This is a genomic window from Streptomyces sp. NPDC029044 (genome assembly GCF_040637495.1).
In the GTDB taxonomy this organism is placed as follows: Bacteria; Actinomycetota; Actinomycetes; order Streptomycetales; family Streptomycetaceae; genus Streptomyces.
Map to the genome: position 1 here is coordinate 13,580 of NZ_JBEZWN010000040.1, position 15,571 is coordinate 29,150.

The following is a 15,571-nucleotide window of genomic DNA, read 5'->3' on the forward strand; positions in this document are numbered from 1 at the left end:
CGAACCCGCAGAGTGCGGGCAGCACACCAGTCGGCGCCGGCGACAGTGATGCGGCCGAGCCGTCCTGGCCCCTGACCACCTGGCAGGGCTGGCAGCGCTTCGCCACCACCGACCCGCCCACCCCGCCCCAGCCCGACGACCCACCCCGCAGCACCGAAGAACGCCTGGCCTACCACTCCGCCTTCGTCACCATCCGCACCCCCGCCATCAGCCAGCTCGCCACCCAGGTCCGCACCCTGATGATCCTCGGCCGCCACCAGCAGACCACCGCACGACCCTCCCTCATCGTCACCGGACCCGCTGCAGCCGGGAAAACCACCGCCTTGCTGAACGTCGGCCGCACCTGCCACCTCGCCCACATCCGCAAAAACCCGCCCCCGCCCGGATCAGCCCACGCCGCAGCACCCGTGGCGTACGTCCTGGTCCCGCCCGGCGCCACCGCGAAAACCCTCATCACCGAATTCGCCCGCTACCTCGGCATCCCCGTGGCCACCCGCATGACCCAGACCCAGATCACCGACGCCGTCTGCCACACCTACACCGCCGCGGGCGTCCAACTCGTCCTCATCGACGAGATCCACCGCCTCAACCCCCGCACCACCACCGGCGCCCAAGCCGCCGACCTGCTCAAAGACCTCACCGAACGCCTGGCCGCCACCTTCGTCTACGCTGGCATCAACGTCACCGACACCCCCCTCTTCAGCGGGACACGGGGCGCTCAACTCGCCGGACGAGCCACCCTCATCACCTGCGGCCCCCTCCCCGCCCGCCACGGCACGCGCCAACCCTTCCGCGACGTCATCACCGACATCGAGAACGCCCTCGACCTCGAACAACACAAACCCGGCACCCTCCCCCGCCACGCTGCTTACCTCCACCAGCGCACCGCCGGCCGCATCGGATCCCTCACCCGCCTCATCCGCCAAACAGCCATCATCGCCATCCACGACGGCACCGAACGCATCACAAAAGCTGCCCTCGACGCGGTACAGCTCGACCACCTCGCCGAACAACACAGGCGCCCCACCCGCAGCCGCTAACCCCTTCCCACCGACCAGGAAAAACAGCGCTGACCAGCACAAACACCAACCGAGCCTTTACACGCTGGCGAAACCCACAACGAGCCCGGTCCCACTCAGCGCACATGACACAACCCCAGCTCACCCCCCGAACTGCCCGCTGAACCTGTGCACCCGGCCTCTCTCAACGAACCCACAACACACCAGGCCAGCAAGCCCGCAATACACCAACAAGCCCCCCTCCGAGCGTCAGCGCGGTTCGCGTGCGGCGTCCGCTGCTTGCCCTGTGCGCCGTGACGGCTCTGACGTTTCTGGTGTGAGACCCCCGCGTGACACCGGCCGCGTAGCAGTGAGCGATGTGCTGTCACCGATCCGCGTGCTCGTCTGCGACGACCGGGCCCCTGGTCGGCCACTCAGGCGGTAGCGCCCGCGGAGGACACATGCGCGCCGGTCGACGCGGGCGTATGCGCGTGCACGACATCATGGGCCACCTGGCGCAGGCCTGCGACCACGGGCAGGTCGCGGCGTGCGGGCGACCAGGCCAGCACCGCGGTGACCGGCGGAAGGTCGGCCACGTCCGCGTAGCTCACGCCGGGCCGTGGGTAGAGCCGGCGGAACGCCGCCGGGACGAAGGCGATGGCCTGCCCCCGGGCCACGGTGTGCAACATCGCCTCGATGTCATCGACGACCGGTCCGAGCCGCACCGCTGTGCCGTCCGGGCGGGGGTTCACAGCCCAACCGTCCCACCACACGCGAGGCACGCCCGCAGGGACGTCCGCCACGGGATGCCGAGCCAGCCGCGCGAGCCGGAGCGGGGAGCGGCGCGACGAGCGGGCGAGCGGGTCGTCGGCGGGCAGACACACCACTCGCCGTTCGGTCGACAGCGCCAGGCCCTGGAGCCCGGTCGGCAGCGGCGGCCACAGAAACGCCGCGTCCACCTCTCCGCAGATGACGGAGCGGAACTGCGCGGCGAAACCGAGGCTGCGTACCGTGACCGTGATGTCGGGGTGCCGGCCACGCAGTTCCGTGAGAACGGCATGGGCGTACGGCATCGACGCCTCGGCGCCGATGGCCCCGAGCACCAACTGCCCGCCGACTCTGCGGCGGTGCGACGCCGCGGCGCTCCGCACCTGCGCCATCGCCTCCACCGCGGCCCGGCAACGGGGCAGGAGGTCCCGGCCGGCCGGGGTCAAGGACACGGTACGGCTGTCCCGTTCGAACAGGGCGACACCGAGGTGCTGCTCCAGCGTGCGGATCTGCCGGCTCAGTGCCGACTGCGTGATGTACAGCCGGGCGGCGGCCCGACCGAAATGCAACTCGTCGGCGACCGTCAGGAACAGCCGCAACAGATGCGTGGTGGGGTCACGGTGTGAAGCCGCCGCGGTCCCGATGCGGGTCGCGACGGCGCCCTCGACGCTCCGACCGGCACTCATGCACAACACCTCATCGTTCTGGCACTCCTTGGCACAGTCGTTCCGCTACCGCGCGGCCGTCGGCGACCGCAGGATCGGGACGTCACTTCGACCGCATGCGAGAATCCGCGCCCCGCAGTCCGCGGGGTCTCGCGCTCATCCCACGGGGAGGAAGACCGATGAACCGTCGAGGCATCAAGAGGGCACTGACCGCTGCCACCGTCACGGCGCTGGCCACCGTCGGACTCGGCATGGCCACCACACCCGCCGGCGCGGCGTCCACGAACAACAACGGCGCCACCGTCGGCGGAGTACGAGGCGTCCCGGCCACCGGGAATCCGAGTGACTGCCCGCGGGGCAACCTGTGCCTGTACACGGGCAGGGACTACAGCGGAACGATGTTCCCGCTGTACAACTGCGGCACCTACAACCTCTACAACTGGAACGGCTTCGGGTCCGTCGCCAACAACCAGACCGGAGGGGCCGTCGGCACCCTCTACAACCGGAACTGGACCGTGAACCTCTCCATCTCCCCGGGGACGGCCACCCCGTCGTGGGACTACGCCCCCATCTGGTTCGCCCGCCCCTGCTGACCCCGCCCTGCACGAGGGCCGACTCCGGGCGCAGTCGGCAGCCGCGGTCCCGAAGTCGCGAGCTTCGGGACCGCGGTGTGTGCGCCCGGGGCCCCCGCCGCCCTCGGGCCTCGTCCCGGCGGCTGGTACCGCCGGTGAACCGGCACCGTGCGACCGCCCCGGGGCGGCGCGCATGCGTCTCATGACTCCCCCTGTCCCCCCGTGTTCCTCGTCACTCCGTTGCCCGCCGCAGAGTACGCGGGGGTGCGAGGCACATGGTCCTGACGGATGTCAGGATCCCGGTGGCCGGCCAGTCGGTGCCGCTCCACCTGCTGCCGTCCGCGGACTGCTGATGTCCTCGCCGGCCGCCCGTTGCTGAAGGTCGGCAGTCGCGGCCGCGGCGGTCCTGGATCTGCGCGCATACCCGCGGACCTGCGAACCCGACCGGACGGCCGTCCACGACATGGCCGGCGGCGTCGGCTACAGTCTGGCTCCCGACGGAAGCCGGCTCTCGGTCACCGAGACGACGAACGAACCGGGGTCAGGCGGACACCTCTTCACCGCCGGGACGGCCCGGTTCGGCGGACCACCGCTTCACGTAGCAGGCCACCGCGTCGTCCATCGCCAGCATGAGAAATATGCCGATCATCAGCGTCCACTGGGGCAGTCCGGCGAAGTGGGCGATGGTGACGACGATCGCCGTGAAAACGGCCATCAGCAGCCACCGCAGCCCGTGCTGCCACCACCGGTGAGCCGCCAGCCACCGAGCCCACCGCCGTGCCCTGTCCGACTGTGCCATTCCGGTCTCCCCCTTTGAGCACCTCGCAGGGTTCGACTGGTGCCGGGCCGTGACGGTTGCCCCCCTTTGCGCACCACCACATCGATGGACGCGGTGGTGCAGAGCGCGACGTCGACGGCCTCTGCCCGGCTCGTGTTCTCAGGGGACCCTCGATCGGCGTCCACGCTCAGGTCACCCAGCACGCCGCGGCCGACGAAACGCCGCGCCCGAAGGCGGGCCGGCCACTCGCCGCCGTATGAGGCCCGCCCCTGCTCCGGCACGCGCGGTCGCGACATGGGGAACCGGATCGCCGCGGGCGGCGAAGTACCGGTGAGAGCACAGTATTTCGAAGCGGTGAATCGATGAAAGGAGCCCCGATGACCGTCGAACCAGGCGTCAGGGTGGGGCAGGACAGTGACGCCTCGGTGGTGCAACGGTCGTGGGATGAACCCGAGGCCTTCGCCGTGCTCTTCGACCGTCATGCCGACTCCGTGTACCGGTACGCGGCGCGTCGGCTGGGTGCGGAGGCGGCCGAGGACGTGATGGCAGAGACCTTCACCACCGCATTCCAGTTGCGTTTCCGGTACGACACGGCGCTGGCCAGCGCCCGCCCGTGGCTGTTCGGCATCACGACCAACCTCGTGGGCCGCCACCGGCGCGCCGAGGCCAGGCGTCTGAAGGCGCTCGGGCAGCTGCCTTCGTCCGCACCCGGCGACCAAGCCGAAGAGATGCTCGCGGACCGGGTGGTGGCCCGGGTCAGCGCGCAGGCGGTCAGCCGCGAACTCGCCCGCGCCGTGGCCCGGTTGCCCGCCCGGCACCGGGACGTGCTGCTGCTGGTCGCCTGGGCCGACCTCGGCTACGAGGAGGCCGCACGCGCGCTTGGGGTGCCGGTGGGGACTGTCCGGTCACGGCTGCACAGGGCACGCAGAAAGGTCCGCGAGGCATTGGGTGGGTCCGATCCCACCACTCTTCGAGAGGAATCTGACGATGAATGAACTCGAGTTCGTGAAGGAGTTGGACGCGGAGGCACCTCCTCTCACGGACGCCGTCCGCGCCCGTGCCCGCTTCCGCCTGTATCAGGCGATGCGGGCTCCCGCAGTCGCCCCCACGGTCGTTCGCCGCCGTCCGCTGCTGCGGGTCGCGGTGGCGACCGTTGCCGCGGCAACGGTCATCACCACTGTGGTGGTCGCCGAGAACACCGGGCCCCCGCCTCGCACCCGGACGGTCAGCGCGGCCACCGTGCTGCGAGGGGCGGCCGCCGAGGAACGCAGGCTCGAAAGGCCGATCGCGCCGCGCGACGACCAGTTCCTCTACACCAAGGAGATCATCGAGGAAACCCCGGTCGGAGGAGGCCGGACCAGGACGTACGTCGACGAGAGCTGGAACTCGGTCGACGGCTCCAAGAAGTCCTACGTCAGCGAGTTGGGTCACACTCAGTGGGTCCCGCCGGACAAGCCGGGTCAGCGCAGTTGGCCGCCGCGCAGGTGGTCGCAGCTGAAGCAGCTGCCCACCGAGCCTGACAGGCTGTCGATCGCTCTGCGCGACGTGACCGGGAAGCCGGACTACGGTCGGCCGATGAAGGCCGACGATTGGCCGCAGGTCCACACCTTCCTCTCCGGCCTGCTCCGGGCCCCCGTCCTGCCGAAGGGGCTGCGCCCCGCCGCCTTCGAGGCCCTCGCCACCGTCCCGGGAGTCAAGGTGCTGCCCGGCCGGACCGACGTGGACGGCCGCGCCGGCGTCGGCATCCAGTACGTGGGTCCGCCGGGAACCCCCTGGGCGGACGGTGAACAGGTGCTGATCTTCGACGCGAAGACGTACCAGTACCTGGGCATGCGCGACCAGCGCAAGGGGAAGCGCGCAGCCACGACCTACGAGCAGTGGTCGTACGTGGCGGCCCACGGTGTGGTGGACCGGGTGGGGCAACGCCCCTGAGCGACGCCGTGCAACGAGCCCCCGCACCGCTCGACCCCCGGCGACGCTTCGGTCATGTGGCCGGGGTCGACGGTGTACCGCTGGAGGAACACGTGACGGCCGACCGCGAAGTCGGAGATCGTCAACTGAGGAGGACGGTGCGACGGCGGTTGCGAGCAGTGCTGGGCCGCCGGCCGGCGGGGGGAGGGAGGACGGCACACCCCGCTGGCCGAGTCCCCGCCGAGAAGGACGGAGGTGCCGGGAACGCGGGCGGCGGGGTCGACGAGCAGGAGTTGGCCGACGGCGCGGTGTCGGTGCACGAGGCCAGGGCCGTCCCAGCCGGGTTCTGGGTCTCCGTATGCAGTCTGCTGGCCGAGCGGGACGTGTCGGGCGCGGTGGACCAGGAGCCGGCTGGTGGCCGCGGCCGCCGCCGGTGAGCTCGGTCAGTTACGCCTCCCGAAAGAACCGCGCCTACCTGCGTCGTCGGGGCATCCGCTGCACTATCCCGCGCAAGGCCGACCCAGCGCGTAACCGCCAGAAGCTGGGCTCCCGCGGCGGCCGGCCGCCGCACTTCGACCCGGTCGACTACCGCGAGCGTCACGCGGTCGAGTGCGGTAGCAACCGCCTTGAGCGGCACCGTGCCGTCGCCACTGGGTACGACAAGCTCGCGGTCCGCTATGAGGCGATCGTCCTCGTCGCGGCCGTCAACGAATGGCTGTGACCACTCAGAGGGAGCGCTGCATGCACACCAACTGCTTCCGCTCATCCCACGATTGGGTGGTGGTGAAGCCGAGCTGTTCGTACAGAGCGATGGCCCCGGTTCGCCATTCCCACACCGAAAGCCGGACCGTGTGCACCCCGTGCTCCGCAGCTTGGGTGAGCGCGGCGCCGAGCAAGGCCGAGGCAACGCCACGGCCACGGGACTCCGGGTCGGTCCAGAGCCTCTTGATCTCCGACTGCCCGTTGTTCGGGGAGGTCACCACCAGGCACCCCACGACGGTGTCGTCCAGGAGAGCCACCAGTACGACATCGCCGGCGAACGCGGTCCGGGGGTCGGTGATCTCTGCCCGGTAGCGGTCCGGCAGCCCATGCACGTCGGCTACCGATGCGCCCTTCTCGGCCTCCGTACGCAGATGGTAGGCGGCCAGCAGCGCGGCCAGGCCGTCCTCGATCGGAGGAGTTTGGCCTGGCCAGCGGACGATAGCGATCTCGCGGTGATGATTCATGACGCCAGCATCACACGAGTGGCGCCGGGCTCTCCACGGACGCTTTCGGCACACGCCCTATGGGACGCGTCGAGGTGCCGGACGCCAAGTGCGGGCAGGAGCTGGGTCAACGGTCAACCAGCCGTGGAAGCGGTGCCACTCGTGCATTCCGCGTCGGTGTCGTCGGTGCCGAGTGGGCCGCGGGGAAGCATCCGGTCCAGCCACTGCGGCAGCCACCAGTTGGTCCGGCCGAGGAGTGTCATGGTCGCCGGCACCAGCACCATGCGTACGACCGTGGCGTCGATGAAGATCGCGGTGGCCAGGCCGAGCCCGAACATCTTGGTGGAGGGGTCCTCGGCGACGGCGAAGGACAGGAAGACCGCCACCATGATGAGGGCGGCCGAGGTGATGATCCGAGCGGTGCGCGAGAGGCCCTCGACGATCGCCGCGCCGTTGGCGCCGGTACGCAAGTACTCCTCGCGTACGCGGGAGAGGAGGAACACCTCGTAGTCCATCGACAGGCCGAACAGGATGGCGAAGAGGAACATCGGGATGAACGACACGATCGGAACCGTCGCTTCCAGTCCGATGAGTGCGCCTCCCCAGCCCCACTGGAAGACCGCGACCATGATGCCGTAGGCCGCGCCGATGCTCAGCAGGTTCAGCAGTACCGCCTTGAGCGGTACGAGTATCGAGCGGAAGACCAGCATCAGCAGCAGGAACGACATCGCCAGCACGGCGGCGACGAACACCGGCAGGCGTTGGCTGGTGCGTTGGCCCACATCGGACAGGCTCGCGGCGGCGCCGCCGACGTGGGCCTTGGCCGGGCCGTGTCCGATCGCCGTGGGCAGCCTGTCGGTGCGCAGCCGGGCGATGGTGTCGGCCGTGGCCTTGTCCTGAGGGCTGGTGGTCGGAAACACCACGAGGGTCGCGATGCCGGTGGCCCGGTCGATGTGCGTCGGCGCGACGGATGCGATGCCCGGATCCGCCGCGACCGCCCCGACGAGTCGGTCCAGCACTCCCGGATCACCGGCGGGGTCCGCGGCGATGACGAGGGGACCGTTGGTGCCCGGGCCGAACCCCTCGGCGACGAGGTCGTAGGCACGACGCTCGGTACGGCTGTCGGGCAGTGAGCCGTCGTCGGGCAGGCCGACGCGCAGGCCGAGCACGGGCAGCGTCGCGGTCAGCAGCAGCCCCGCAGCGCCGACCGCGTACGGCACCGGGTGCCGGCTGACGTGCCCGATCCAGCGCCGCCACCCGGCAGCGTGGACGGCGTCTGCCGCCGGGTCCCGCCGCCGTGCGAGTCGGCCCGGCTTCCTGGTCTGCAGAGCCCGGCCGATCCGGCCGGCCCGGGCAAGGCGGGGGCCGGCGGCGCCGAGGAACGCCGGCAGAAGCGTCACCGACGCGACCACCATGGTCAGAACGACGATCGAGACGGCGAGTCCGCCCACCGTCATGAACGGCACGTTCGCGACCGCCAGGCCGAGGATCGACACGACGACTACGCCGCCGGCGAAGACCACGGGCCTCCCCGCCGTGGCCACCGCTCGCCCCGCCGCCTCGTGGGGATCGAGCCCGCCCGCGAGGTACTCCCGGTGCCTGGCGAGCACGAACAGCGCGTAGTCGATGCCCACTCCGAGCCCGACCATGCTGCCCAGGACGGGGGCGAACGTCGGGACGTCCGTCACCCCCGCCAGTACCGTCATCGTGGCAACTCCGATGGTCAGCCCGAAGACCGCCATGCCGATCGGCAGCGCGGCGGCGACGAGCGAACCGAACGCCAGGAACAGGATCGCGGCCGCGGCGAGGAGGCCGATCAGCTCGCTCGCGCCGCCGTCGGGGTCGGAGAAGGCGTAGAAGAGGTTCCCGCCCATCTCGATGCGCAGGGGCAGTTCGTCGCGCAGCCGGTCGCCGAGGCCGACGAGGGCGTCGAGGTCTTCGGCCGACAGCCGGCTCTGGTCGGGGTACTGCACCCGGACGACCGCGATCCGCCCGTCGGCCGAGACGAGGCCGCCGCGCACGGCGGTGTCCCCGCGTGCGTCGAGCGCCCCCGCCGGGTCGCTCGTGCCGAGCACGTGCGGCAGCCGCTTCACCTCGGTCTGCAACCGCGTGAGAGCGGTGCGCGCGCTGTCGTCGTCGAAGAACGTCGCAGCGCCGTCGAGGGGGGTGACGACCACTTGCGCGGTCATCCCCTCCTGGCCGGTGCCGGCCCGCTCGATCAGTTCCGCGGCCCGCCCCGAATCCAGTCCCGGAGCGGTCATCGAGTCCGCGATCCGCCCGCCGAAGGCGACGGCGGCGAGGACGGCGAGTGTGGCGACGACCAGCCATGCCGCGATCATCCGCCAGGGATGGCGGGCGGCGCCTGAGCCCAGGCGCAACAGGGCTTTCGAGAGCATCGGGTCCTCCAACCACCTCGTCGGCCGTCCTTGTACGGCCGCCGATGCCGAGGCTCGTCGCCACGGCGCTCCGCGACATCGGCCCGCGGGCCGCGGATCCGTCGGCCCCGGGGCGGAGTGACAACCCGTCCTTTCGGCCGATGCGCGGCACGCCGTGGTCCCTAGGCTGAGAACCGTGCTCCGAGACGACCTGCGAACCCTGTGGACCGAACCCCGGCCGCCCGACGCGCCCGCACGGGTGTGGCGGGACTGGGCGCTGCTCGCCGCGGGCCTTGCCGGTGTGGCGCTGGAGGCCACCCTGCGCGAGGACGTCGTGTGGCGGCCGGTGGCGGTGGTGTTCGCCGTATGGCTGTGCCTGCTGCCCCTGTGGCGCCGAACCCGCCCACTGGCGATGGTGACGCTGGCGTTCGGCTCGGTGGTCCTGCTTCAGGTGGCCTGGTTCGTCGCCGGACCGCCCGAGCCTCTCGGCCTGTACACCGGCGCGGTCGTGCTCGTGCTGGTGTACGCGCTGCCCCGGTGGGGATCGGGACGCGAGATCGTGCTGGGCGGCGCGGTGACCCTCGCGGCCGGCGCGCTGTGTTCCGCCACGGACGAGACCCCGGTCGTCGAAAATGTCGTGGGCATCGTCTTCCTGCTGGTGCCCGGCGTGGTCGGGGCTGCCGTGCGGTTCCGGGTGACCGCCCGCGAGCGGCAGGTGGAGCAGGTGCGCTCCCGCGAGCGCGAGCAGCTCGCCCGGGAACTGCACGACACGGTGGCCCATCATGTGTCGGCCATGGTGATCGTCGCCCAGGCGGGCCGGGTGCTCGCGGGCACCGACCCGTCCGCCGCCCTCGCGGCGCTGGAGGGGGTCGAGGAGGAAGGGGCGCGCACGCTGGAGGAAATGCGCGCCATGGTCGCCGCGCTGCGCGACCGCGGGGTCGGCGCCGAGCTGGCGCCCCCTGCCGGGGTCGCGGATCTGGAGCGCCTGGTGCGCACCCCGGGTGGCCGCCTCAGGGTCGACCTGGGGCTCGACGGCGAACTGGACGCGCTGCCCCCGGCCGTGGACGCGGCCGTCTACCGGATCGTGCAGGAGTCGGTGACCAACGCGCTGCGCCATGCGGTCGACGCGACCGAGCTCGTCGTCCGGGTCGTCGCGGAACGGCACACGGTACGGGTGAGCGTGCGCGACAACGGCCGGCGTACCGGCCGGGGTCGCGACGGATACGGACTTACCGGACTGCGCGAGCGCGCGACCCTGCTCGGCGGCACACTACGAGTCGGCCCGGGTACCGACCGGGGCTGGCATGTCGAAGCCGAACTGCCGAGAGCGAGGAGCGAGAGCGGTGTCCATTCGCGTCCTCGTCGCTGACGACCAGGCGATCATCCGCACCGGGTTGCGGATCATGCTGAACGCCCAGCCCGGAATCGAGGTGGTCGGCGAGGCCGCCGACGGGCGGGAGGCGGTCCGGCAGGCCCGCGAACTGCGCCCCGACGTCTGTCTGTTCGATATCCGCATGCCCGTACTCGACGGGCTGGAGGCCACCCGGCTGGTCGCGGGCCCGGGCGTCGCCGACCCGCTGGCCGTGGTCGTCATCACCACGTTCGACCTCGACGAGTACGTCTACGGCGCACTGCGTGCCGGCGCACGCGGATTCCTCCTCAAGGACACGGGACCGGACCTTCTGGCGCAGGCCGTACGGTCGGCGTCCGACGGTGAGGCGCTCATCGCGCCCAGCGTCACCGTCCGTCTGCTCCAGGCATTCGCGGAGCTGCCCGCCGGCCGGCCCGTGGCCCAGCCGGTCTCCCCCGTCACCGCCCGCGAGGAGCAGGTGCTCCTCGCCGTCGCGCGCGGGCTGACCAACACCGAGATCGCCGACGCACTGCACATCAGCCTCAGTACGGTGAAGACGCATCTGGCCAGCCTGATGGCCAAACTCGGCGCCCGCAACCGGGTCGAGATCGCGATGTGGGCCTACGAAACGCGCCGTATCCTCCCCGGAACCTGAGCCGGGGGCCGGGCCATGTCGCATGAGTCCCCGCCCGGACGTCGGTGCACCGGTCGGCTCACGTCGGCTCCACGTGCCTCCCCCGCCCGACCCCAGCAGGCGCCCGTGGTCTTCTTCAAGGTTCTTCGCCGGTAGGGCTGGAGCCCGGGACCGAGAGAAGACCTATGGTCAACGGTGGCCGCACCCGTTTTCACAGCGCTCTCACCGCAGAGCGCACCCAGGAGGACATATGCGACACGGCGAAGTCTGGTGGGTCGAGTTTGATGAGCGACGGCCGGTCGTGCTGCTGCCGGGAGACGAGGCGTTCGGGCTCCGGGCGATGCAGGTCGTCGCTCCGGCGGGCGTCGACATCAGCGGTCTGGGCATCGAAGTGGCCGTGGGCGCCACGGAAGGACTGCCCTTTGAAGGCGTGCTGCGGTTCGCGCTCCCGCGTCCAGGCTTCACCCCGTGCACGTGGCTGGCCATGGTCTCCCGGGACGACCTGGTCGAGCGGGCAGGCGTGCTGTCCTCCGTGAAGCTCAGGGAGATTGAGGACGCTCTCCGTGTTGCTGAACAGCCGCAGGAGTGGACGGAGACGGCAGCCGCGAAGCTCAGGCAGATGCAGGATGCCCTCCGCCTCGGTGGACTGGAGTAAGCGGGCAAGGGACGGACGCCGCCGTCGGTGTGGGCGATCTCGCCCAGATGATCAACGCCGGCCATCTCCGCGACGTCCCGCACCAGGAAGATCACGATCTAGGGCTGGAGTATTGGGCCCGACACGACAATGGGTGTCGCTCAAGTGACGCTCAATCAGGGAGCGGGAGGTGGGGTCCGGGGGCTTCGTCGGCTGGAGGCCGGCGAAATCGGCTCAAGGGACAGGGACTGTGGTTGGGGGACGGCCGCTCAGTTGCGCCGCCCGCCGGAGACCCGGGCCAGTTGGGCTCGTACTTCGGCTTCGCGGCGCCGATCGCCGGTGTCTCGAAAGAGGGCAGCAGCGGTGGAAAGAGCCTTAACGGCTTCGTCGAACCTGTGCACCTGACACAGGCTGAGCCCGACATTCTTCCAAGCGATGCCTTCGCCGTGGCGGTCGCCCAGCTCCCGGCAAAGCGACGCATCCTGGGTGCCGACGTCAGCAGCCTCGTTAAATCTGCCTTGTTCCGCGAGGGCTTGGCCGAGTAGATCCAGCGTGGAGGCGGCACTGTGGCGGTCGCCGGTTTCCCTGAAGAGGCTGGCAGCGGTGGTGAGCGGAGTGACGGCCTTGTCGAATCTCCTCTTCCGAAGGAGCAGTTGCCCGAAATTGGCCAGCGCCTTGGCCTCGCATTGAGGGTATCCGATTTCCTTGGAGAGACGAGCAGCGCTGAGGACAGCGTCGGCGGCCTCGTTGAGTTTCCGCATCTGGATCAATGCGGCCCCGAGGTTGTTCAGAGCATCTGCCTCCCCATGGAGGTCACCGTTTTCATGGAAGAGGGCAACGGCACCAGTGTGAGCCTCGACCCCCTCCCTGAACTTTTGCGCGCCGACCAGCGCCAGTCCGAGGTTGACCAACGTTACGCCCTCTGCGTGGCGGTCGCCTATCTCCCTCCAGAAAGCGACGGCCTCGGTCAAGTAGCCGACGGCTTGCCTGGATGCGCCCAGGTTGATCTGGATGGGCCCCAAGATTCCCAGAACCCTGGCCCCGCCCAGACTGTCTCCTACCTCTCCGAAGAGAGCTGCAGCGTCGGTGAGGACGTTGACGGCATCCACGAAGTTCTCCAGGAATGCCAGAGCCTGACCGAGATTGGTCAACGTTATGGCTTCTACGTGGCGGTCTCCGGTCTCACGGCACAGGTCGAGAACCGCTGTGAAGACGTCGACAGCTTCTTTGAACCTGCCGGCACGGATGAGGGCACGCCCTAGACCATCAAGCGCTGCCCTCTCGTTGTGACGGTCTCCGGCATCACGAGCGATGCCGACGGCGGCAGTACTGAGGTTGAGCCAGTCGTTGGTGTGGTGGCGCAGGTCGAAGAACGTACCAAGAGCCAGTACGAGTCCTGTCGCGGCGGCGTGATGCGCAGGGGCGGCCGCGGCGGCGGCGACGAGGTTGCTCTGTTCGGCCTCCAGCCACTCCAGCGCGTGACCGCGGTCGGTGAAGTCGTCCGGGAGGGGCCAGCCTGGCGTCGTCTGCAGGTGAGTGTCGGCGGCCTGAGCGGTGGTGAGGTAGTGGTCGAGCAAGCGCGCCACCGCCGCATCCCGGCCGTCGTACGCGGCTTGCTCGCGCCCGCGCTCGTCCGCGAAGAGCCGTAAGAGGTCGTGCATGGACCAGCGTTCGCGTTCCGCAGGCTCCTGGTCGGCCCAACCCTGCGCCCTCTGCTCGACCAAGTGGGCCCGCGCCAGCCCGGCCAGGAGCGGCCGAGCCTGCGCCGGGCCTCGGTCGAACAGCTCGGCCGCCGACGCGGTGGACACGTCCACGCCGGGAGCCGCGCTCAGCAGCCTGAACGCGCGCCGCGCATCCGGCGTGAGGTGCCGGTACGACAGCTCGAACGAGGCCCGCACGGCCAGCGGCCGCCCGTCCGACTCGACGCCGTCGTACTTCAGCGCATCCAGTCGCGTCCGTTCGTCCGTCAGTTCCCTGGCTTGGGCCGCCAGCGGCCGGCCCGGCTCGTCCCGTAGCAGTGCGCCGATGATCCGCAGGGCAAGCGGCAGGAAGCCGCACAGCTGCACGATTTCCACTGCCGCTTCGGGCTGGGTGGTAACGCGGTCGTCCTCCATGCCGCCGGCGCGCAGGGCCCGGTCCAGGAGCGCTACGGCGTCCGCGGCGTTCAACGGCTTGAGCTCGATCCGGCGCACGGGCATCGCCGAGAGCCGGTGCCGCGAGGTGAGCAGGGCCCGGTGGGGCGTGCCCGGCAGCAGAGCGTCGGCCTGCGCGGGGTCACGCACGTTGTCCAGGACCACCAGCAGCGGCCGGTCCTGTGCCGCGAGCCCCGCCAGCTTCTGCCGCCAGGCGTCGATCTTCCCATCAGGCGTGGGCGGCAGGTCCCTGGTCTTCGCTCCCAGAGCACGCAGCATCCGGTCGGCCGTCTCGGCGGCGCCAATCGGTTCGTCACCGTACCCGCGCAGGTCCGCGAAGAGGGTCCCACCCGGGAACCAGCCCCGAGCCCGGGCCTGATGGGCCGCGTGCACGGCCAGCGCCGTCTTGCCGACGCCGCCCATCCCGGAAACGGCCGACACCACGATGGCCGCCGCCTCCTCGTCCCGCTCACCGTCGCCGTCCGGCGGCTGCAACCACCGCAAGACCTGGTCGATTTCGTCGGTCCGGCCGGTGAACCCGGCCGGGGCCGGCGGGAGTGTTATCGGGGCGGGCGCCGGCACGTGATCGGCCGGGGCACTCGGAGGACGCCCGCCGCGCGCCCTGCGCTCCGCCCGTGCCCGGCCCAGAAGCGCCTCCCAGTACCGCGGGGGCCGCGGGGCGTAGTCCGACCCGGCTTTCTGAGCCTCGGTCTGCAGGTGGCGTACGAGGGCCAGGAAGTAGCGGGTGTACGCGCCGGCGCTTGGCACGGCCGGGCCCTTCAGCCACCCGGCGACGGACGAGAGGGAGACGGTGACGGGCGGTAATTGCTTCGCGCCCAGGTTTGCCATGCTGGCCAAGGTCGGCGAACCCGCCGCCTCATGGAGCGCGTTCAGCTCCGCCCGTAACCGCTCCGCGTGCCCCATCGCCGGCCTTTCACCATGTGCGGCTTGCAAGGTTCGCGATCGTCGGAAAAGTCCTCGAACCCAGGGCTGACCAGCCTAGTCGTCCCCGTGCGGGGCGGTGACCCGATCGATGGAAACCCCTTGTAAACGGCCTCCTTGGCCTTCCGCCGGCGGCAGTCCGCTGCTGGCTGATCCCGCTGGAGACCGCTATGTCCGACGTACCCGTGCCCTCCGAACCCGAGGCCGAACCGGGCATCCGCCCGGCGCCCGTACTGATCGTTGTCGTACCGGCGGGGGCCGTCGCCGCCGGATCAACCGTCGTACTCGCCCTGCCGGCCGAGGCGATGCCGGACGGGGCGGCGACGCGGGCGACGGCCAAGGCGGCGGCCCTGGCGCCTCCTCCGCTCCACCCCCCGTCCGTATCCGGACGGCGCTTCACGCGCAGGCTCCGCGAGTGGAACCTCGCCTGGTGGTTCGCCGTGGCTGCGGCCGCGCTCGAGGTACCGGTGAGCCACGTACTGGCCTATTACCTCCACCAGCACGGGCTCATCGCGCCGCTGGAGTACTGGTTCCCACTGGACTAAGGAGTTCGTCGCGGCGTATGCGCAGATCAGCCGGCGCGGCATCGAGCACTGCGCCGACACC

General features: G+C 70.7%; 15 protein-coding genes. 10 read left to right on the plus strand and 5 right to left on the minus strand.

Going from position 1 to position 15,571, the window contains the following annotated elements:
• Positions 1 to 71 precede the first annotated feature (71 nt).
• Complete coding sequence (locus AB0E85_RS26930; protein ID WP_361932217.1) at positions 72 to 1,040, plus strand: ATP-binding protein; 969 nt, start codon at positions 72 to 74, stop codon at positions 1,038 to 1,040.
• A 392-nt stretch (positions 1,041 to 1,432) separates the two neighbouring features.
• On the opposite strand, the gene AB0E85_RS26935 is transcribed toward AB0E85_RS26930, so the two are convergent.
• On the minus strand, positions 1,433 to 2,452 hold the full coding sequence (locus tag AB0E85_RS26935; RefSeq protein ID WP_361932079.1) for a LysR family transcriptional regulator: 1,020 nt from the start codon (positions 2,450 to 2,452) through the stop codon (positions 1,433 to 1,435).
• A 158-nt stretch (positions 2,453 to 2,610) separates the two neighbouring features.
• Between AB0E85_RS26935 and AB0E85_RS26940 the strand changes: the two genes are divergently transcribed.
• Positions 2,611 to 3,024 (plus strand): peptidase inhibitor family I36 protein, encoded by a 414-nt coding sequence (locus AB0E85_RS26940; protein WP_361932083.1) that lies wholly within the window; start codon positions 2,611 to 2,613, stop codon positions 3,022 to 3,024.
• A 520-nt stretch (positions 3,025 to 3,544) separates the two neighbouring features.
• Here the strand turns inward: AB0E85_RS26940 and AB0E85_RS26945 are convergent.
• Positions 3,545 to 3,802: a hypothetical protein gene (locus tag AB0E85_RS26945; RefSeq protein ID WP_361932086.1), complete on the minus strand. Its 258-nt coding sequence runs from the start codon at positions 3,800 to 3,802 to the stop codon at positions 3,545 to 3,547.
• A 356-nt stretch (positions 3,803 to 4,158) separates the two neighbouring features.
• Between AB0E85_RS26945 and AB0E85_RS26950 the strand changes: the two genes are divergently transcribed.
• The 4 genes from AB0E85_RS26950 to AB0E85_RS26965 all read left to right on the plus strand — a co-directional run bounded on the left by AB0E85_RS26950 (position 4,159) and on the right by AB0E85_RS26965 (position 6,413).
• A complete protein-coding gene (locus AB0E85_RS26950) occupies positions 4,159 to 4,776 on the plus strand; it encodes an RNA polymerase sigma factor (protein WP_361932089.1) in 618 nt (205 codons plus the stop codon).
• Positions 4,769 to 5,713, plus strand: a complete 945-nt coding sequence (locus tag AB0E85_RS26955) for a CU044_5270 family protein (RefSeq protein WP_361932092.1) — start codon at positions 4,769 to 4,771, stop codon at positions 5,711 to 5,713. Before AB0E85_RS26950 ends, AB0E85_RS26955 begins: the two co-directional genes overlap by 8 nt.
• A 149-nt stretch (positions 5,714 to 5,862) precedes the next feature.
• Positions 5,863 to 6,129 carry a hypothetical protein gene (locus tag AB0E85_RS26960; RefSeq protein WP_361932095.1) on the plus strand — a complete coding sequence of 89 codons (267 nt, stop codon included), beginning with the start codon at positions 5,863 to 5,865 and terminating at the stop codon, positions 6,127 to 6,129.
• On the plus strand, positions 6,126 to 6,413 hold the full coding sequence (locus tag AB0E85_RS26965) for a transposase (protein ID WP_361932097.1): 288 nt from the start codon (positions 6,126 to 6,128) through the stop codon (positions 6,411 to 6,413). The genes AB0E85_RS26960 and AB0E85_RS26965 overlap by 4 nt, the downstream gene beginning before the upstream one ends.
• Before the next feature lie 4 nt (positions 6,414 to 6,417).
• Here the strand turns inward: AB0E85_RS26965 and AB0E85_RS26970 are convergent, their stop codons facing one another.
• Both AB0E85_RS26970 and AB0E85_RS26975 read right to left on the minus strand, forming a co-directional pair.
• Positions 6,418 to 6,918, minus strand: coding sequence for a GNAT family N-acetyltransferase (locus AB0E85_RS26970; protein WP_361932099.1), 501 nt, complete (start codon positions 6,916 to 6,918; stop codon positions 6,418 to 6,420).
• Between the two features lie 113 nt (positions 6,919 to 7,031).
• A complete protein-coding gene (locus tag AB0E85_RS26975; RefSeq protein ID WP_361932102.1) occupies positions 7,032 to 9,293 on the minus strand; it encodes an MMPL family transporter in 2,262 nt (753 codons plus the stop codon).
• 175 nt (positions 9,294 to 9,468) lie between these two features.
• Here AB0E85_RS26975 and AB0E85_RS26980 point away from each other — a divergent pair, with 175 nt between their 5' ends.
• The 3 genes from AB0E85_RS26980 (at position 9,469) to AB0E85_RS26990 (ending at position 11,912) form a co-directional block, all read left to right on the plus strand.
• Positions 9,469 to 10,641 carry a histidine kinase gene (locus AB0E85_RS26980; protein ID WP_361932104.1) on the plus strand — a complete coding sequence of 391 codons (1,173 nt, stop codon included), beginning with the start codon at positions 9,469 to 9,471 and terminating at the stop codon, positions 10,639 to 10,641.
• On the plus strand, positions 10,616 to 11,278 hold the full coding sequence (locus AB0E85_RS26985; RefSeq protein WP_361932107.1) for a response regulator transcription factor: 663 nt from the start codon (positions 10,616 to 10,618) through the stop codon (positions 11,276 to 11,278). Before AB0E85_RS26980 ends, AB0E85_RS26985 begins: the two co-directional genes overlap by 26 nt.
• A gap of 229 nt (positions 11,279 to 11,507) precedes the next feature.
• The gene (locus AB0E85_RS26990) at positions 11,508 to 11,912 is read left to right on the plus strand and encodes a type II toxin-antitoxin system PemK/MazF family toxin (protein WP_361932109.1); all 405 of its coding nucleotides are present in this window, start codon (positions 11,508 to 11,510) and stop codon (positions 11,910 to 11,912) included.
• 248 nt (positions 11,913 to 12,160) lie between these two features.
• Here the strand turns inward: AB0E85_RS26990 and AB0E85_RS26995 are convergent, their stop codons facing one another.
• Positions 12,161 to 14,872: a tetratricopeptide repeat protein gene (locus AB0E85_RS26995; protein WP_361932112.1), complete on the minus strand. Its 2,712-nt coding sequence runs from the start codon at positions 14,870 to 14,872 to the stop codon at positions 12,161 to 12,163.
• Between the two features lie 263 nt (positions 14,873 to 15,135).
• Between AB0E85_RS26995 and AB0E85_RS27000 the strand changes: the two genes are divergently transcribed.
• Complete coding sequence (locus AB0E85_RS27000) at positions 15,136 to 15,510, plus strand: hypothetical protein (protein WP_361932114.1); 375 nt, start codon at positions 15,136 to 15,138, stop codon at positions 15,508 to 15,510.
• Positions 15,511 to 15,571: the final 61 nt, after the last annotated feature.